Annotated in this window: 13 protein-coding genes; 7 read left to right on the top strand and 6 right to left on the bottom strand. The window is 74.1% G+C overall.

The window, feature by feature from the left end:
• Positions 1-22: 22 nt before the first annotated feature.
• From WCD74_RS00600 to WCD74_RS00575, 6 genes are all read right to left on the bottom strand, one after another.
• Positions 23-1129, bottom strand: coding sequence for a zinc ribbon domain-containing protein (locus tag WCD74_RS00600; RefSeq protein ID WP_337692867.1), 1107 nt, complete (start codon positions 1127-1129; stop codon positions 23-25).
• Between the two features lie 194 nt (positions 1130-1323).
• Positions 1324-2922 carry a pectate lyase family protein gene (locus WCD74_RS00595; protein WP_337692866.1) on the bottom strand — a complete coding sequence of 533 codons (1599 nt, stop codon included), beginning with the start codon at positions 2920-2922 and terminating at the stop codon, positions 1324-1326.
• A gap of 271 nt (positions 2923-3193) precedes the next feature.
• Positions 3194-3454 carry a hypothetical protein gene (locus tag WCD74_RS00590; protein ID WP_337692865.1) on the bottom strand — a complete coding sequence of 87 codons (261 nt, stop codon included), beginning with the start codon at positions 3452-3454 and terminating at the stop codon, positions 3194-3196.
• 93 nt (positions 3455-3547) lie between these two features.
• Positions 3548-5137: a hypothetical protein gene (locus WCD74_RS00585; protein WP_337692864.1), complete on the bottom strand. Its 1590-nt coding sequence runs from the start codon at positions 5135-5137 to the stop codon at positions 3548-3550.
• A 336-nt stretch (positions 5138-5473) separates the two neighbouring features.
• On the bottom strand, positions 5474-6844 hold the full coding sequence (locus WCD74_RS00580; RefSeq protein WP_337692863.1) for a carboxypeptidase-like regulatory domain-containing protein: 1371 nt from the start codon (positions 6842-6844) through the stop codon (positions 5474-5476).
• Between the two features lie 7 nt (positions 6845-6851).
• A complete protein-coding gene (locus tag WCD74_RS00575; RefSeq protein WP_337692862.1) occupies positions 6852-7451 on the bottom strand; it encodes a TetR/AcrR family transcriptional regulator in 600 nt (199 codons plus the stop codon).
• A gap of 108 nt (positions 7452-7559) precedes the next feature.
• On the opposite strand from WCD74_RS00575, the gene WCD74_RS00570 reads away from it, so the two are divergent.
• The 7 genes from WCD74_RS00570 to WCD74_RS00540 all read left to right on the top strand — a co-directional run bounded on the left by WCD74_RS00570 (position 7560) and on the right by WCD74_RS00540 (position 18060).
• Positions 7560-8777 (top strand): cytochrome P450, encoded by a 1218-nt coding sequence (locus WCD74_RS00570; RefSeq protein ID WP_337692861.1) that lies wholly within the window; start codon positions 7560-7562, stop codon positions 8775-8777.
• A 131-nt stretch (positions 8778-8908) separates the two neighbouring features.
• Positions 8909-11170, top strand: coding sequence for a transglycosylase domain-containing protein (locus WCD74_RS00565; protein ID WP_337692860.1), 2262 nt, complete (start codon positions 8909-8911; stop codon positions 11168-11170).
• A 435-nt stretch (positions 11171-11605) separates the two neighbouring features.
• The gene (locus WCD74_RS00560) at positions 11606-13198 is read left to right on the top strand and encodes a sugar transferase (RefSeq protein ID WP_337693624.1); all 1593 of its coding nucleotides are present in this window, start codon (positions 11606-11608) and stop codon (positions 13196-13198) included.
• A gap of 14 nt (positions 13199-13212) precedes the next feature.
• Positions 13213-14529, top strand: coding sequence for a glycosyltransferase (locus WCD74_RS00555; protein ID WP_337692859.1), 1317 nt, complete (start codon positions 13213-13215; stop codon positions 14527-14529).
• Positions 14526-15092 carry an LbetaH domain-containing protein gene (locus tag WCD74_RS00550; protein ID WP_337692858.1) on the top strand — a complete coding sequence of 189 codons (567 nt, stop codon included), beginning with the start codon at positions 14526-14528 and terminating at the stop codon, positions 15090-15092. Before WCD74_RS00555 ends, WCD74_RS00550 begins: the two co-directional genes overlap by 4 nt.
• A gap of 77 nt (positions 15093-15169) precedes the next feature.
• Positions 15170-16150: a GDP-mannose 4,6-dehydratase gene (gene gmd, locus WCD74_RS00545; RefSeq protein ID WP_337692857.1), complete on the top strand. Its 981-nt coding sequence runs from the start codon at positions 15170-15172 to the stop codon at positions 16148-16150.
• Positions 16147-18060, top strand: coding sequence for a glycosyltransferase (locus tag WCD74_RS00540; protein WP_337692856.1), 1914 nt, complete (start codon positions 16147-16149; stop codon positions 18058-18060). The genes gmd and WCD74_RS00540 overlap by 4 nt, the downstream gene beginning before the upstream one ends.
• The last annotated feature ends 33 nt before the right edge of the window (positions 18061-18093 follow it).

Here is an 18093-nt window from a genome sequence, read left to right as displayed (position 1 = left end):
GCGCCCGGCGCGGTCCCCGCGCTCAGACGCGGGTCCCGCAGTTCCCGCAGAAGGAGGACCCGGGCGGGACCGGGGTGCCGCACAGGGCACAGGCACTTCCCGACGACGACGGCGCCTGCGACCAGGTCTCGTCCGGCTCGGGCGGCCAGTCCAGGGTCGTGTCCCGACCCGCCGGGGGAGCGGTCGCGGCGCCGGACCACGCGGGCGTGCGCGGGGACCCGCCGATCGCGCGCACCCGCTCCAGCAGCCGGGCGACGGCGGGCAGCGGGGCGTCCCCGAAGTGTCGGCGGGCGTCGTCGGGGAGCCACAGCGCCCCGATCAGCACCGCGGCGACCGCCAGCCCGAACGGCGTCCAGCGGTCCCACGTCACGAGCGCGCCGAGGCCCGCCAGGCCGGCGAGCAGGGTCGCGACCACCCGGGCGGAGCGCGGCGAGCGCGGTGCCCGGCGGGCCAGGGCGGAGAACACCCAGAGCTGGACCGCAGCCAGCCCGGCGAGGAACAGGGCGGCGATCAGCGCGAAACCGCCGATGACCCCGAGCAGCCCGCCCAGGGCCGTCCCGAGCTCCGAGTCGCCGCCGCGCGAGGCGGTGACCAGGCCGCCGGCCATCGCGACCAGCCCGACCACCCCGAGCACCACCGTGCCGGCGATCCACGCGATCGCGGCCCCGAGCGAGCACGTCCGCACGAGCAGGACCGACACCGGGCCGCGCAGCGGTCGTGCGTACGGCCCGGTGAACCAGGCGCGGGCGTCCGGCACCACCACCAGCACCACGGCCGCTCCCACGGTGAGCAGGGCGGCCGCGGCCAGCGGGACCACCAGCAGCCCGGACACCAGGGCGCACAGCCCGAGGGCGGCGCCGACCAGCGTGAACGCCCGGGCCGGCCGGCTGCCCAGTGCCACGAAGCAGGCCGCGAACCCGAGCCACACCGCGCCCACGAGCCCGAACGCCGGCGCGGCCGACCCGGCCGCGCTCGCCAGGACCTCCAGCTCGGCGGTCGAGAGGGCGTCCGCACTCGCCGCCGAGCCGACCAGCGTCGTCAGGCACAGCACCGCGGCGAGGGCCAGCGCGCCGACCGCGGCCCACACCAGCACCGGCATGGCGCGGGCGCGGCCGGTCGGCGCCACCATCCCGTGCGCGTGAGGGGAACCCTCGTGCTGCTGGAGCGTGCGGATCCTCCACTCACGATCGGCGGCCGGACCCGGCGCCGGGCCCGTCGGGGCCGACCCGGCCGGCATCCCGCACGTGCGGCACCAGCCGCCCTGCACCGGCCCCCCGCCGCACTGGCGGCACTGCTCCATGTGCCCATGGCACCACAGATCGGTCAGACCCGACGGGAGGTGCAGCCGGTGGGTGCCTCGCCCGGTGGGGTCCACACGGCGACGGTCTGGTCGCCGGTGATGGAGGTGACGTGGACGTCGCGGGCCGTCGCGACCCAGAACGCGCAGGCGGCGGGCGGGCCGTCGACGGTGCGCTGGTCGAGGGCGAGCGTGACCCCGACCGGGTCGGAGGGCCGGTCGGAGGGGTAGCCGACGACGCCGTAGCGCGCGTAGCCCGGCCGGGTCCGCACGACGAGGTCCAGCGCGACGTCCGTGGGTGGGCGGGCCAGGCCGTTCGAGTCCTTCACCGCCCACACCGTCATCTGCTCGCCGACCCCGAGGTGGGTCAGCGTCGCCTGCACGCCGATGCCCGAGCACGCGACCTCGAGGGCGCGGCGCTGGACGGTGTCGGCGGCGGGGATGCTGACCTCGATGTCGGAGAGCGTCATGTCGTAGCACTGCTCGCCGACGTCGATCGCGGTGCTCGGGACGCCCACCGACCCCGACGGCATCGGGACCTGCGTGCCCGAGATCGAGCGCAGCGTCGACGAGTGCCCCGCGTGCTTGAGCTCGATCATCCGCGCGCTCCACGTCCCGGAGACCCGCTCGACGGTCGAGAGCACGAGCGCGTTGATCCCCATCATGTTCTCGCAGCGCAGCGTGAGGTCGTGGAACCACGCCCGCCAGACGCCGTTGCGGGCGGAGAACCCCGCCGAGTCCAGCGCGAAGCGGCCCACCTCGACGTCCTGCGCGATCTCCCACGGGATGCCGAGGAAGTAGTCGCCGCCGGCGTTGACGCACAGCCGCGGACCGGCGAGCACGGTCGGGTCGCTGCCGGCCGCGACGATCGTCCACGGCACCGGCAGCTCGAGCGTGACGGTCCCGCCGGACAGCCCGACGACCCGGTTCCACTGCTCGGCGTCATAGGTCAGGCCCTCGCCGTCGACGACCGGGCTGTTGTCGCAGCGGACGTTGACGATGTCGCCGACCCGCAGTGCCGCGTCCCCCAGCGGTTCGGTCAGCCGCACCGTGCGCGTCCCGGCCGTGATCGGCGCCAGGGTGCGCACCGCCCACCCGACCCCGGCCCGGTCGGCCTCCATCGCGACCGGGTGGATGTCGCCGATCCGGAAGCTGTGCGCGAGGTTCCAGTCCAACCCGGTGCCGCGCGAGCGGGAGTTGACCAGCCTCGTCGTCGGGACCCCGCCGTTGCTCCCGGCCCCGAGGTGCCGCTGACCGGAGTGGACGACGACGGCGCTCGAGTGCCGGTAGGTGCCGGCGGGGTAGAAGACGCCGCGGGCGCCGGAGTCCGCGGCCGCCTGGATCGCGACGCCGTCCAGCTCGTCGGACAGGGCCGTGGCGGCGGGGTAGACGGCCCGAGCCGCCTCGAGCGTCGCGAAGCGGGTGCCCAGGGGCCGGGAGACACCGTCACCGATCGCCCCGAGGTCCGTGACGACCGTCCACCCCGCGGCGCGGGCCTCGTCGACGGTCGCGGGCGTGTCGGCGACGAAGCCGGGCGGCGGGGCCGGGAGGGCGGCGAGCCCGAGGGCGCCCAGGGTCAGCCCGCCCGCGGCGGCGAGGAAGCGGCGCCGGTCCATCTCACCCATACGGCCCAGCATGCGTCGGCATCCGGAGCACGTGGATGCGGGCGCGCCCGATCGTGTCCGGAGCGCGGCGGTGGTGAGACCGCGTCGTCACGGGTCCCGGGCGCGAGGTCGACACCACGCAGGCCGGAGGGCCGCGGAACCTGCGCCACGTCGCACTCGCGGGAGGGCCGCGTCGGGCGGTCTCGCCCTCGGCCCGCGAGGTCGACACCAGGCAGACCTGCGGGCCACGGAACCTGCGCGACGTCGCACTCGCGGGGGCTCTCCCGCAGGGTCAGGCGGGGACGGCCACGTCGTCGTGGACGGGCCGGCGCTGCGCCGGGACCGACACGGAGGCGACGGCGACGAGGGCTTCCCGACGGCGGGCACGCCGGACGGCGTCCGCCCGGTCGGCCTCCGCGCGCATCGCGGCGCGGGACTGGTCGTCCAGCGTGCCGCGGCGGGCCATCGTCACGAACGGCGTGGCGACCCAGGCGCAGGCGGCGGTCCCGGCGGCGATGGCAGCAGCGGTGATCATCATGGTGTCCCCCGACATCAGTAGCTCCGCCCCCCGACGGAGCGTGTCACTGCAGGTGTCGTGCTGCGCCGGGCGGCCGTTAGCAGCATCACCCGATCGGACCAGGAACCGTCACCCGACTCGCGCCGCGGCGGCGAACCCGATGGCCAGGGCCGCGACGAGGAAGGCGACGACCACGACGACGCCGACCACCTGCCCGGCCGTCGTCACCCGCGGTCCCAGCCGCCCGGAGCGCAGGGCCGGCGGCAGGCCGGGGGCGATCACCGCGCCCAGCAGCCCGCCGACCGCGCCCCAGGCCAGCCCGAGGACGACGCCGGTCGCGAGGTCGAGTCGGGCGACGAACGGCCCGACGGCCGCGCCCGTGACCGGGACGGCGAGGGCGAGCAGGGCGGCCAGCGCGGGCCCGAGGAGCCAGCCGCGGCGCACGGCGTCGTCCGGATCGGTCGCCTGGAGGGCCGCCACCATCCCGCCGAGCGTGCACACGACCGCCGCCACGAGCGGGGCGAGCCACCACGAGGGGCCCGCGCCCAGCAGGTGCACCAGCCCGACCTCGCCCTCGAGGAACGGGCCGCGGCCCGTCAGCGGGACCCCCAGGCAGACGGCGAAGGCGGTGAGCAGGGCCGTCGGGACCAGGACCACGACGAGCAGGACGGTGGCGACGGGCGGGGCGCTCGTCGTCGTGGGGACGGCGGGCAGGGTCGCGGACCGCGCCAGCGCACCGGCCACCACGAGGGCCAGCCCGCCGAGCCAGCAGGCGCCCAGCACCGCGCCGAGCCCCGCGACCGGGCCGGCGAGGAGGTCGCGGGCCGGGCGCAGGGCCGGTGGGAGGGCGTCCGGGCGGCGCCAGCCGATCGCGAGGACGAGGGCGCCGCCGAACCACAGGGCGCCCCCGAGCAGGGTGGAGGGGACGTCGACGGTGATCGACCCGCCCTCGGCGCTCGCCCGGCCCAGAGCGGCGACGGCGCCGAGCCCGATGACGAACAGCATGAGGGTGCGGGCGGCCTGGACCCCGACGTCCGGCGCGGGGCGGGCGCGGCTCACCACCAGGCCGGCGCCGGAGGCCACGGCCGCACCCGTGATCAGCAGCGGCGTCACCGCCACCGACCCGCCCAGCGGGCCGAGGAACACGTCGACCGACCCGCCCACGCCGAGGGCCACCGCGACCGGGACGAGCAGCAGCGGGCTGGTCCCGGCGGCCTCGTTCCCCAACGCGACGAGCAGGACCGCGCCCGGCACGGCCAGCACGGCGAGGACCGTCAGCGCGGCGAGGGCCGCCTCCGCCCACTCGCGCAGCGTGCCGACCCGGACGGCGGGCCGCGCGACGGACGCGGGACCGCGGGGTACGCCGGCGCCGGGGGTGTCGTGGAGGGGGACGCGGACGCGGGGCGCGTGCAGCGTCCCGGGGGACACCGCGGGAACGGGCCGCGGCGCCGGGCGGGCCTCGCCCTCCGGTCGCCCAGGTGGCACCCGGAATCCGTGGGCGGGGCTGCCGCCGGTCGACGTCGGGCGTGGCCGGTCGGCGGCACGCACCGGGGCCTCCGGACCCGCGGACACGGCCGCCGGGCGGGGTCGCGACGGGACGGCGTCGTCCGCGGCGTCGGCGGCCCGCCGCTGGGCGGGCACCTCGACCGCCCCGCACGAGCGGCAGAACGCCCAGCCGTCGTCCCGCGGCGCTCCACAGCGTGAGCACGACCCGGCCACCTGGCACCCCCGGCTGATCAGGTTCCTGCCCGCCCCCCGACGGCGCGGACCCCGCCATCCCACGAGGTGGACGCTCCGCGGTGAAGGGACACGAACGAGGGGCCTCGACGGGCGGTACGGCCGGACGAGTGATCACGGCGGGGACGGGTTCGGCCACCTCGCCGTCGAGTGCGACATCTCGCAGCTCCCCCGGCTCCGGAAGCTGCCTGGTGGAGCACTCGGCGGGAGTGCGCTCGTGATCGCGGGCGCCGGCGTCGGCGTCCCGACGACGAGTGCTCCATCAGACAGGTTCGGAGGCGTGCTGACCTGCCGGACGGAGCACTCGGCGCGACCGCGCTACCCGCTGTACGACGCCGCCGGGGACATGCTGTTCTCCGAGGTGCCGGTGTCGTCGTGGCGTCCGGACTGCCCGGCGAGCCGGATGGCGCCCAGGTCGGCGCCGGAGCCGCCGAGGGTCGCGGTGTGCGCCGCCGGGGCGTGGCCGGGCGCGGACGCGATCACGGTGAAGGTCCCACCGGGGAGGCCGGCGAGCTCGAACCGGCCGTCGTCGCGGGCGGTCGCGAGCCCGGACTGGGTGCCGCCGGCGTCGACCACGGTCACGCGCGCACCACCGAGCGGCCGGCCGTCGTGGCCGTGCACCTGGCCGCTCAGGCGCGGGCCGGCACCCGCCGCGGCCGCGCCGGCCACGTCGCGGTCGACCTCATCGTCCGAGGGCTCCTCCTGCGCCGAGGACGACGAGGAGGACGACGACCCCCGGTCCCGCCAAGCGATCGCCGCGCCCAGCAGCACGACCCCGACCACCAGCCAGATGCCCATCGTCAGCAGGTGCCGGCCGAGGCCGACGTCGCCGAAGTAGAGGATCGAGCGCACCGCGCCCACGAGGGCGGAACCCAGGTGCACCTCGGACAGCGCACCGAAGAACGGCGGCACGATCTCGGCGGGGTAGGCGGAGTTCGACGACGGGATGTTGAGGAAGACGAAGATCAGCATGCAGGGGAAGAGCGCCCACTTGCCCAGCACGACCACCCCCGCCGTCGTCACCAGCCCGACCGTGAACGACGCGACCGCGCCGAGGGCGATCACCGCGACGATCTGACCGAACGACCCGACGATGATCTGCAGCCACAGGCCCATGAACAGCCACAGCACGATCGGCGTGAGCACCGCGATGCCGGCTGAGATCGCGACCCGGGTGCGCACAGGCAGGAAGAAGGCGGCGTTGCCGAGGATGTTCGCCGTCATGAACCCGACGATGCAGACGATCAGCATGAAGAACATCAGCCCGATGCCGTTGCCGTCGCCCGGGGCGAGCGGGGCGACGTCGACGGTGGTCAGGGCGCCGCCGGCGACGGGAGCGAAGATCGTCGGGACCAGCTGCGTCATGACCCGACCATCGGCGCCCGCGACCAGCATCTGGCTGCTCTCCGGCACGTACGCGGCCTTGATCGTCTGCTGGAAGATCATCTCCCGGGCCTGGTCGACGGACCCGACCGGCATCAGCTCGACGGCGTTCCCGAGCTGCGGGCCGAGCGACGCGACGAGCGCGGCCGCGCCCGCCCCGACGACGCCCACGGGAATCTGGTTCGGCACCGGCAGGTGCAGGGCGGTGATGTAGCAGAGCGGGAACATCACCATGAAGAACAGCGGCATGGTGAGCGAGAAGCGCAGGTTGCTGCGCTTCATCTCGTCCGACAGGGCGGCGGTCATCAGGTCCTCACGACGACGGGTGGGTGGAGGGCGTGAGCCCGGAGCGGACGAGCGCGACGCTGCGCTCGAACAGGACGTCGGGGCCGGGGCCGGCGGGGTCCTCGCGCCACGCGGCGACGGCGACCCGCTGGGCCGCGAGCACGGCCGCGGCGACGGTGTGGGCGTCGAGGTCGGCCCGGCCGGTGCGGCGGGCGACGGCGGCGGTGCAGGCCCGTTCGAGGGCGCGCTGGGCGTCGTCGAGCCGGGGGAGGACCTCGGGGTGGTCGCGGATCATGGCGAGCTGGTCGTGCCACACGCTCGAACCGGCTGCGTCGGTGAGCAGGTCGCGCAGCACGGCGACGAGCGCGGCGGCCGGGTCCTCCGCGGCGGGGCGGGCGGCGACCCGCGTGACGATGTCGTCGAGGACGGCGGTGTCCACGCCGAACAGGGCGTCGTCCTTGCTGGCGAAGTAGTTGAAGAACGTGCGCGGCGAGACGCCGACCGCGGCGCACACCTGGTCGACCGTGATCGCGTCCGGGCCCTCGCGCAGCGCGAGCGACACCGCGGTCTCCCGCAGCGCGCCGTGGGTCTCCGCCTTCTTGCGCTCCCGCAGCCCGGTCCCGGTCACGACGGCGGGCTCCCCTCGCTTCGTGCGCTGCAAACTTGCAGGCGCTGCAATATCCTCCTCAGGGTATATCGTTAGCCTCAGCAACGAGCAACCGGGGAGGAACCCGCGATGACGGCGACCATCGAGCTCGCGACGCCCGAGGTGCCGCACTACCCGATGGCGCGGCAGTGCCCGTTCGACCCGCCGCGCGAGCTCGGCGCGATCCAGGCCGAGGAGCCGGTCCGGCGGGTGACCATCTGGGACGGCAGCCGCCCGTGGCTGGTCACGCGGCTCTCCGACGTCAAGGCCGTGCTCGCCGACCAGCGGTTCTCCGCCGACAACCTCACGCCCGGCTACCCCGCCACCTCGGCCGCGGTCGGTGCGCGGCGGCGCAACGTCCCGAGCTTCATCGCGATGGACGACCCGGACCACGCCTTCTTCCGCAGGATGCTGATCAGCGAGTTCAGCGTCCGGGCGATCCGCGGGCTGCGTCCGATGATCGAGCGGACGGTCGACGAGCTGCTCGACGGCATGGCCGCGTCCGCGCAGCCGGTCGACCTGGTGGCTGCCTTCGCGCTGCCACTGCCCAGCCTCGTCATCTGCCGGATGCTCGGCGTCCCGTACGCCGACCACGCCTTCTTCCAGTCCCGCTCGCACTCGCTGGTGGACACGCGCTCCAGCGTCGAGGACTCCGTGGCCGCCTCGAACGACCTGCTGGCCTACCTCGAGGGCCTGGTCGCCGAGCGCGAGGCGTCCGGGTCGGAGGACGACCTCCTGGGGCGCCTCGCGGTCCGGCACGTGGCCACCGGCGAGATCACCCGTGAGCAGGCGGCGTCGATGGGCCTGCTCCTGCTGGTCGCCGGCCACGAGACGACCGCGAACATGATCGCGCTGGGCACCCTGCTCCTGCTGCAGGACCCGGAGCAGGCGGCGCGGGTGCGCGACGGTGTCTCGGTGGACGGTGCGGTGGAGGAGCTGCTGCGGCTGCTGACCGTGACCCACTTCGGGCGGCGCCGGGTCGCCACCGAGGACGTCGAGCTCGGCGGAGTGACGGTCCGCGCCGGGGAGGGCGTGGTGGCGGCCGCGGAGATCGCGAACCGCGACCCCGAGGTGTTCGCCGACCCGGACGCGCTCGACGTCGACCGCACGCCCAACCACCACGTCGCCTTCGGCCACGGCGTGCACCAGTGCCTGGGTCAGCAGCTCGCCCGCGTCGAGCTCCAGGTCGCGTACGCGGCCCTGCTGCGCCGCTTCCCGACGCTGCGGGTGGACACGCCGCTCGACGACGTCGCCTTCCGCGACGCGATGGTGGTCTACGGCGTGCACGCGCTGCCGGTCGCCTGGTGAGTCGCTGACACCCGGGGGCGAGCGGAGCGACGGGGGATCACGCAGCCTTTTCCGGCGACGGGTCAGAATGGGTGTCGACGCCGGGAGCACCCGTCGTCGGGAATTGTCCGAATGTGTCTGGTCTGGGGTCGATGACGTCGAAGGTGCGGCTGCTGGCCGTCGCGGTGATTGCCGGGATTCTGGTGGCGGGAGCAGCGTTCCCGCTGGTCGGGGGCCTGGGACTGCTCTCGAACCAGGCGATCGCGGGGGCGCAGGACACCTCGCCCGGGGTGCTCGGCGGGGAGATGCCCTCGATCACCACGGTCACCGACATGAATGGTGCGCCGATCGCGTACCTGTATGACCAGAATCGTCAGATCGTCCGGTCCGAGCAGATTTCGGTCACGATGAAGGCCGCGATCGTCGCGATCGAGGACCGGCGGTTCTTCAGCGAGTCGGGCCTCGACCCCCGCTCGATCGCGCGGGCCCTGGTGAACAACGGCACCGGCGGGTCGACGCAGGGCGCCTCGACGCTCACCGAGCAGTACGTCAAGAACTACGACGAGTACGTCGCGGCGCAGACCCCGGCCGAGCAGCTCAAGGCCACCGAGGCGACCTTCGGCCGCAAGCTGCGCGAGGCCCGCGTCGCGGAGCAGCTCGACCACTCGCTGTCCAAGGACGAGATCCTCACCCGGTACCTCAACGTCGTGTATCTGGGGAACCAGTCGTACGGCGTCGCGGCGGCGGCCCGCACCTACTTCAACACCACGCCGGACCAGCTCACCGTGCCGCAGGCCGCGCTGCTGGCCGGCATGGTGCAGAGCCCCGCGGCCTACGACCCGGTGGCGCACCCGCAGGCCGCGACCGGGCGCCGCAACGTCGTCATCGACCAGATGCGCCAGCAGGGCGAGCTGAGCCCGGAGCAGGCAGCGCAGGCGGCGGCCTCCCCGCTGGGGGTGCAGGCACCGCTGCACGGGATCGCGAACGGGTGCACCGGGGCCGGCGACGACGGGTTCTTCTGCAGCTACGTGCTCGACTACCTGGACCAGGCCGGCATCACGCCCGAGCAGCTGCGCTCCGGGGGCTACACGGTGCGCACGACGCTCGACCCGGCCGCGATGGCCGCGGCCAAGCAGGCCGTCGACGCGCAGGTGCCGCCGACGCAGCCGCACGTCGCCGACACCCTCGCGGTCGTCCAGCCCGGGCCGACGTCGCACCCGGTGCGGGCCCTCGTCGCGAACCGGGGGTACGGCCTGGACGCGGCCGCCGGCCAGACGACCTACGACCTGCCCGCCGAGCCGGAGAACCTCGGCGCCGGGTCGGTCTACAAGATCTTCACCTCGGCGGCCTACCTGGCCCAGGGCGGCGGGATCGGCAACGTCATCCCGGTGCCGCCGAACGGCTACGCCTCGCCCCTGACGCCGGGCTTCGTCGTCTCGAACGACGGCAACTACCCGGGCGCGCTGACGTTGCAGGACGCGCTGGCGCAGTCGCCGAACACCGCCTTCGTCAAGCTGGAGGAGACGACGGGGATCGCGCCGGTGGTCGACATGGCCGTGCGGATGGGCATGACCTCGCTGGCCGATCCGGGCGCCGACGGCGGCGCGTCGGTGGCGGACACCGTGAAGGCCCAGAACCAGGCGTCGTTCACCCTCGGCGTGGCCCCGACCAGCCCGCTGGAGCTCGCGAGCGTCGGCGCCACCCTCGCCTCGCACGGCACGTGGTGCCCGCCCGACCCGATCCAGTCGGTCACCGACGCCTCCGGAGCTCCGGTGACCCTCCCGACGACGGCCTGCCACCAGGCGGTCCCGCCGCAGCTCGCGGACACGCTCATGACGGGGATGTCCAAGGACGACCAGCCGGGCGGCACCTCGGCGGCCGCCGCGACGGCCGCGGGCTGGAACCGGCCGACCGCGGCGAAGACGGGGACGACGCAGGTCTCCGAGTCGGGGGCGTTCGTGGCGGCGACGCCGCAGATGTCCGGGGCGTCGATCGTGTTCGACGACTCGTCCCGCCCCCGCCCGATCTGCAACGGCCGCCCGCCCACGAGCTGTTCCACCGGCAACCTGTTCGGCGGCAACACGCCGGCACAGACCTACTACCAGGCGATGACGACGATCCTCGCCGGCCAGCCGGTGCTGCCGCTGCCCACGACCGACCCCCGTTTCGTCGCGGGCGGCGACCGGATCGCGGTGCCGCAGGAGGTCGGGCAGCCGATCGACCAGGCGGCCGCGGCGCTGCGGGCCGCGGGGTTCGGCGTCACGACCTCGCAGGTCGACCACCGCTCGCCGGCCGGGACCGTGGTCGGCCAGACGCCGGCCGGCGGGAGCGGGCAGGCCGTCGCCGGGCAGACGATCGCTCTCGTCTCCTCCAGCGGGCACGTCCCGGCGCCGCCGCCGGCTCCGGCGGGCTGACTGATGTCGGGCGGTCGACCGTGGTCGGGCCGCCAGATGTCGGGCCGGGGAACGGCGTGCCACGTGTCCCCTCCGGGACGTGACAGGGTCGGTGCCGCTCACCCCTTCAGGTGGAGTGCGCAGCCCGATCGACCGGGCGGATGTCGGCGAGTACGTCAGGACCCCTGATCGTCGTGTCCTGCGATCGAGTGAATGCGCGGTTTCCCGCGACATCTCCACCCCGGTCGGGCGTCGGTCCAGGTCGCGGAGTCCGCGTCGACCTTCTCGGCGGCCTTGCCGTCACTTTCCCCAGGTTCAGTAGCTCTCCGTCACCTCGCCGAAGGATCGCGACAAGAGCTCCGGTCGACGTAGCACGCACGGCCGAACGGCCGATGCCAGCTCGTGAACGCGTCGGAGCGCGTCCGACCAGGAGACGAGGTGATCACGGTGACCAGCATGCGGAGCGGCAACGAGCCCCTGGGAATGGCGCCGGTCCAGGTGCCGACACCCCGGGCCGCCCCCGCTGACGACGTCGCCGTCGCCGTCGCCGACCGTCGGGCGCGGGTGGCCGCGGCTGCCGCGCGCGGCCTGCGCGACGCTACGGTGCGTGCCCGCAGGACCGATCCGCCGACTGCCACGTCGGACCCGCGGCGCGCCGACGCCGACCGCGACCGGCGTCGGCACTGGGCGCGGCGCGTCGCCGTTCTCGACCTGGCCCTCGTCGCGACGACGGGTGGCGTGGCGACCGTCCTGGTGTCGTCCGTGGCGTCGGAGCCCGCGGCGTTCGTGGCCGCCCTGGTCGTCGGGCTCGTCGTGCTGCTCGGCGCGGCCCTCGCCGTCGGCCGCTGCTGGAACCCGCTGCTGGTCTCGTCCGGCGGGCTCGAGTACGGCCGCGTCCTGCGGGCCGGCGGTGGAGCGCTCCTCGTGCTCGCGCTCGCCGGGGTGGCGCTGCGGGAGTGGCGGCTGCAGCCCTACACGCTGATCGTGCTCCCGACCGCCGTGCTCGCGGTCGTGGCCGGACGAGGTGTGGCCCGGGCGGTCCTGCACCGTCGCCGACGGTCGGGCGTGGGACTCACGAACGTGCTCGCGGTGGGCTGCGAGGAGTCCGTGGACGCGCTGGTCCGGCGGACGCGGCGCGCCCCGGAGTTCGGCTGGACCGTCGTCGCGGCGTGCACGCCCGCCGGTCTCGGCGAGTGCTCCGGTGTGCCGGTCGTGGGTGACCTCGACGACGTGGCCGAGCGGGCCGTCCGGGTCGGGGCGGAGGTCGTCGTCGTGACACCGTCTCCGGGGTGGAGCGGACGGCGGCTCCACCGTCTGGCCTGGCAGCTCGAGGGCACCGATCTCGACCTCGTCGTCGACCCGGGCCTGATGGAGATCGCCGGCCCGCGCCTGCACATGACGCCGGTCGACGGCCTGCCGATGATCCGCCTGACCCAACCGGTGTTCCGGGGCGCCGGACGGCTGGTCAAGAGCGTCGGCGACCGCCTGGTCGCGGCGCTCGCCCTCGTACCCCTCACCCCGCTCCTGCTGGCGGTGGCCGTGGCGGTCAAGCTCGAGGACCGCGGTCCGGTCCTCTTCCGCCAGGAGCGGGTCGGCAAGGAGGGTTCGTCCTTCCGGATGATCAAGTTCCGATCCATGGTCACGGACGCCGAGCGGGCCCGGGCGCAGCTGAGTTCCGACGTCGTCGAGGGCCCGTTGTTCAAGATGCGCCGTGACCCGCGGGTCACCCGCACCGGGGCGGTGCTGCGCCGCTACTCGCTGGACGAGCTGCCCCAGCTGTTCAACGTGCTCGGGGGCTCCATGTCGCTGGTCGGGCCGCGGCCCCCGCTGCCGGCAGAGGTCGCCGAGTACGCCGACGACGCCCGCCGCCGCCTGCTGGTCCGCCCGGGCATGACGGGTCTCTGGCAGGTCTCCGGCCGCTCCGACCTGTCCTGGGACGAGACCGTCCGCCTGGACCTGCGCTACGTCGAGAACTGGTCCCCCGGCCTCGACATCCACATCCTCGCCCGCACCGTCCTCGCCGTCATCACCGGCCGCGGCGCGTACTGAGAAGGGAGCACACCGTGCCGCTGCGCATCATGGTCATGGGGCTGAACTACGCCCCGGAGCCGACCGGCATCGCCCCGTACACCACGGGAACCGCCCGCTTCCTCGCCGACGCCGGCCACGACGTCCACGTCGTCACCGGACTCCCGCACTATCCGCGCTGGGAGATCACCCCGGCGTACCGCGGCCTGCGTCGGTCCGTGGTGTGCGAGCGCGACGGCGACATCCGCATCACCCGGGTCGCCCATCCCGTGCCCACCGACCCCACCGGGGTCGGACGCGTCACCATGGAGGCCGCCTTCGCGCTGCGGGCCGCGCGGGTCCGCGTGCCCCGTCCCGACGTCGTCCTCGCCGCGAGCCCGGCCCTGCTCACCGTCGCCGCGGCACTGCGCCGGCGGTCGCCCGGCCGCACCGCAGTCGGTGTGATCCCGCAGGACCTCTACGGCCACGCGATCGTGGAGGCGCAGGCGCTCGGTGGTCGCGCGGCCGGCGCCGCCGCACGGCTCGAGCGGGCGCTGCTGCGCCGGGCCGACGGCGTCGTCGCGATCCACTCCAGCTTCCACCGCTCGCTGGTCGACCTCGGTGTCGACGAGCGCCGCATCACGACGATCCGCAACTGGGCCCACGTCGAGCCGGTGACCGCGGGCGCGGACGAGCTGCTGCGGCTGCGTCGTGAGCTGGGATGGCGCGACGACGAGGTGGTCGCCCTGCACGCGGGCAACATGGGTGCGAAGCAGGGCCTCGAGAACGTCGTGCAGGCCGCACGGATCGCGGATGCGACCGGCGCCGCGGTGCGGTTCGTGCTGCTCGGCACAGGCAACCAACGCGCCCGCCTGGAGCGCCTCGGCGTCGGCGTCGAGCGGCTGCAGTTCCTCGACCCCCTTCCCTCCGGCCGGTTCGAGCGCGCGATGGCTGCGGCGGACGTGCTGGTGCTGAACGAGAAGCCCGGGGTCGAGGAGATGTGCGTGCCGTCGAAGCTGACCTCGTACTTCACCGCGGGGCGCCCGGTCGTCGCGGCGACCGGCAGGCGCAGCCCCGCGGCGTCGGAGATCGCGGTATCCGGAGGAGGGGTACGCGTCGGGCCGGGAGTGCCGGAGGACCTCCTGCGAGCGGTGCTGCGGGTCGGTCTCGATCCCACCGGCGCGGCCGCCACGGGCCGCTGCGGACAGTCATTCGCCCGCGAGGCCCTGTCCGAGACCACGGCGCGCGCCGCCTACCTCGCGTGGGTCGACGGGCTGGCCCGTCGGCGCGGTACGGGTCCCGTCAACATCCCCGCCCCCCGCGAGGCGCCCGAGACGGCACGCCGCGCCGCGGTCGCCGAGGAGGCCTCGTGACGCGCCGTCGGCTGCAGGACTTCACCGGGGCCGGGTACGACAAGGGCCGGTCGGTGCAGTGGCAGGTCGCGTGGTGGGTGGTGTCCCGCACGGTGTTCCAGGCGTGGTGGCTGCCTGCCCGCGTGCGCCCGGTGATCCTCCGGGCCTTCGGCGCGCGGGTGGGGCGGGGCTGCAACATCCGCAACGGGGTGCGGGTGCACTGGCCCTGGAAGCTCGAGATCGGCGACCACTGCTGGATCGGCGAGGGCGCCTGGGTGCTGAACCTGGAACCCGTCGCCCTGGGCGATCAGGTCTGCATCTCCCAGGAGGCGGTGCTGTGCACCGGCTCGCACCGGCGTCGTGATCCGGCCTTCGAGTACGACAACGCACCGATCGTCGTCGGCTCCGGCGCCTGGGTGGCGATGCGGGCGATCGTCCTGCGGGGCGCGATCGTGCCGGCCGACGGGCTCGTGGCGGCCGGTGCCGTGTTCACGGGCGCCGCCGTTGCCGCGGCGACGGCGGGGGTGACCGCAGATGTCACCGAACGTAGTACTTGGCTCGCTATCAGTAGCCATTTGTCGTAGCCTGCTGCTCCGAACGGCGCAGCGATCGACCGAAGTGTGAGAGGCGGTGTGATGACCGAGCGGCGGGGTCGGGCGGTATGAAGCGCGCGTTGATCACGGGGGTCACGGGGCAGGACGGGTCGTACCTGACGGAGCTGCTGCTCTCGAAGGGTTACGAGGTGCACGGGATCATCCGCCGGTCGAGCACGTTCAACACCGGCCGGATCGAGCACCTGTATCAGGACCCGCACGACCCCGACCAGCGCCTGGTGCTGCACTACGGCGATCTGACCGACTCCAGCCGGCTGGTGACGCTGATCGAGAAGGTCCGGCCCGACGAGGTCTACCACCTGGCCGCGCAGTCGCACGTGCGCGTCAGCTTCGACGAGCCGGAGTACACCGGCAACACCACCGGCGTCGGCACCGCCCGGCTGCTCGAGGCGATCCGCATGGTGGGCATCGAGACCCGCTACTACCAGGCGAGCTCGTCGGAGATGTTCGGGGCGACCCCGCCGCCGCAGAACGAGGAGACCCCGTTCTACCCGCGTAGCCCTTATGGGGCGGCGAAGGTCTACGGCTACTGGATGGCCCGGAACTACCGCGAGGCGCACGGCATGTTCGCGGTCAACGGGATCCTGTTCAACCACGAGTCCCCACGCCGCGGGGAGACCTTCGTGACCCGCAAGATCGCCCGCGCGGCGGCGGCGATCGCGCAGGGCAAGGAGCAGTTCGTCTACCTCGGCAACCTGGACGCGATCCGCGACTGGGGCTACGCCGCAGAGTACGTGGAGGGCATGTGGCGGATGCTGCAGGCCGACCAGGGCGACGACTACGTGCTGGCGACCGGCACCGCGACCACGGTGCGGGAGTGGGTGCAGTACTGCTTCGACCACGTCAACCTGGACTGGGAGTCCCACGTCCGGTTCGACCAGACCTACCTGCGGCCCACCGAGGTCGACGCCCTGATCGGCGACGCCACCAAGGCGGAGAAGGTGCTGGGCTGGAAGGCGCAGACCATGCCCGACGAGCTCGCCCGCATCATGGTCGACGCCGAACTGACCAGCATCGGTGGACGATGACGGAGACGATTCGCCGTCCGCCGGACGTCCGACCGTTCCGGGTCCTGCAGGTCATCGAGACCCTCCAGGTCTCCTACGGCGGACCGGCGAGGAACGCGTTCGAGCTCAACCGGTCGTTGAACTCGTTGCCCGACACGGTCGCGACGATCGTGTTCGTGGACGGCTCCTACGAGGGCAGCGTCCTCGCGGAAGCTGATCGGACCGCCACGACCGGGCCGGACTACCGCGCCGCGCCGCGCGGCGAAATCGCGTCGGAGTTGCACCGGTCGGACGTGGTCGTGATCCACGGCTACTACTGGTGGTGGACCGCCCCGCTCGCGGTGCTCAGCGCCCTGCGCGGTCGCCCCTACGTCGTCACCCCCCACGGTGCGCTGGAGCGACGGCAGCGGCAGTACTCCCGGGGGAAGAAGGCCGTGTTCGAGTCCGTCGCGGGCTCGGTGATCCGGCGTCTGAGCGCGGGGTTCATCGTCGGATCGGAACGCGAGCGCGGTGACCTCTGCGAGGTCGTGCGGACGCGCCCGGTCGCGGTCGGCGGGGTCGGGGTCCGCCTGACGGCGGCCGTGCCGTCGCAGGTGCCCGTGCCGTCCCGCGACGACGTGCGGCTCCTGTTCCTGTCCCGGCTGCACCCCAAGAAGCGGCCCGACGTCGCCATCCGCGCAGTGGCCCTGCTCAAGGAGCGGGGATACCGGTGCACCCTCACGATCGCCGGCGACGGCAGGCCCGGCTTCGTCGGCGGCCTCCGTCGCCTCGCCGCCGACCTCGACCTGTCGGAGGAGGTGGCGCTGGTCGGACAGGTCGGCGTCGAGGACAAGGCGACGCTCTTCGGCCGGCACCACTTCTTCGTGCTGCCGAGCGAGAGCGAGAACTTCGGGATCGCGGTGGCCGAGGCCCTGAACCACGGGCTGCCCACGGTGACGACCTCGGACGTGGCCGCCGCCGAGGGGATCGATCCGAGGGCGGGGAGGCTCATCAGCCACCCGGACGAGGAGCACCTGGCGGCGGCCGTCGCCAGCCTCCTCGACGCCGGGGGCTACGACGATCTCCGCAAGGCCGCGATCGAGCACGCACGGAGCCGCTTCGACTGGACGGCGGTCGCGCAGGACTGGAGGGAACTGTTGATCCAGCTGGGGCACACCTCGACGCGAAGTCCCGCGGGCCGCGGTGCGCGACGCGGGAGATCGCCGCTGGACCATTTCTACCCGGAGCACGGCGCGGGCGGATTCACCCGGACCGACGGCACCGTTGAGTTCTACACGCGCGTCAACGCGTTGGTCTCGGACGATTCCACCGTGCTGGACTTCGGGGCCGGCCGCGGGAGGTTCGGTGAGGACCGGAACGCGACGAAGAGGAACCTCCAGCTGTTCCGGGAGCGGGTGGCGTGCACGATCGGGGTGGACGTCGACGACGCCGTGCACCAGAACCCGCACCTGACGCGGGCGTACACGATCGAGCCGGGACGGCCGCTGCCGCTGGCCTCCGACTCGGTCGACCTGGTGGTCAGCGACTGGACCTTCGAACACGTCACCGATCCCGCGTGGGCGGCCGCAGAGCTGGCCCGGGTCGTCCGGCCGGGCGGATGGATCTGCGCGCGGACGCCGAACCGGTGGGGAACGGTGGGCCTGCCCACCCGCCTCGTCCCGAACGCGTGGCACGCCGGCATCCTCGGGCGTCTGCAGCCGTCCAAGAAGGTCGTCGATACCTTCCCGACCGCCTACAGGATGAACTCGAGACGGCAGATCGGCGCCCTGTTCCCGGCCGCGCAGTTCCTCGACTGCACCTACGTCTACGACTCGGAACCGAGCTATGCGGCGAACTCGTTCCTGGCCTGGTCGCTGACCCGTGCGCTCCACCGGACGCTCCCGGGCCCGCTCGGCCAGACCTTGATGATCTTCCTGCGCAAGCACCCCTAGTGCCGGAGTCGACCGTGGCGGGAGGGAGGCACC

Origin of the sequence: Actinomycetospora aurantiaca (assembly GCF_037401875.1) — a bacterium.
GTDB lineage: Bacteria > Actinomycetota > Actinomycetes > Mycobacteriales > Pseudonocardiaceae > Actinomycetospora > Actinomycetospora aurantiaca.
The sequence above is the reverse complement of the archived record's forward strand: the minus strand, read 5'-3'. Positions and strand labels throughout refer to the sequence as shown.

Bases quoted from the DNA above. Each gene is read 5' to 3' on its own strand.
- WCD74_RS00600 (WP_337692867.1), bottom strand. From the start codon at position 1,129: ATGGTGGCGCCGACCGGCCGCGCCCGCGCCATGCCGGTGCTGGTGTGG.
- WCD74_RS00595 (WP_337692866.1), bottom strand. From the start codon at position 2,922: ATGGGTGAGATGGACCGGCGCCGCTTCCTCGCCGCCGCGGGCGGGCTG.
- WCD74_RS00590 (WP_337692865.1), bottom strand. From the start codon at position 3,454: ATGTCGGGGGACACCATGATGATCACCGCTGCTGCCATCGCCGCCGGG.
- WCD74_RS00580 (WP_337692863.1), bottom strand. From the start codon at position 6,844: ATGACCGCCGCCCTGTCGGACGAGATGAAGCGCAGCAACCTGCGCTTC.
- WCD74_RS00570 (WP_337692861.1), top strand. From the start codon at position 7,560: ATGACGGCGACCATCGAGCTCGCGACGCCCGAGGTGCCGCACTACCCG.
- WCD74_RS00565 (WP_337692860.1), top strand. From the start codon at position 8,909: ATGACGTCGAAGGTGCGGCTGCTGGCCGTCGCGGTGATTGCCGGGATT.
- WCD74_RS00560 (WP_337693624.1), top strand. From the start codon at position 11,606: ATGCGGAGCGGCAACGAGCCCCTGGGAATGGCGCCGGTCCAGGTGCCG.
- gmd (WP_337692857.1), top strand. From the start codon at position 15,170: ATGAAGCGCGCGTTGATCACGGGGGTCACGGGGCAGGACGGGTCGTAC.
- WCD74_RS00540 (WP_337692856.1), top strand. From the start codon at position 16,147: ATGACGGAGACGATTCGCCGTCCGCCGGACGTCCGACCGTTCCGGGTC.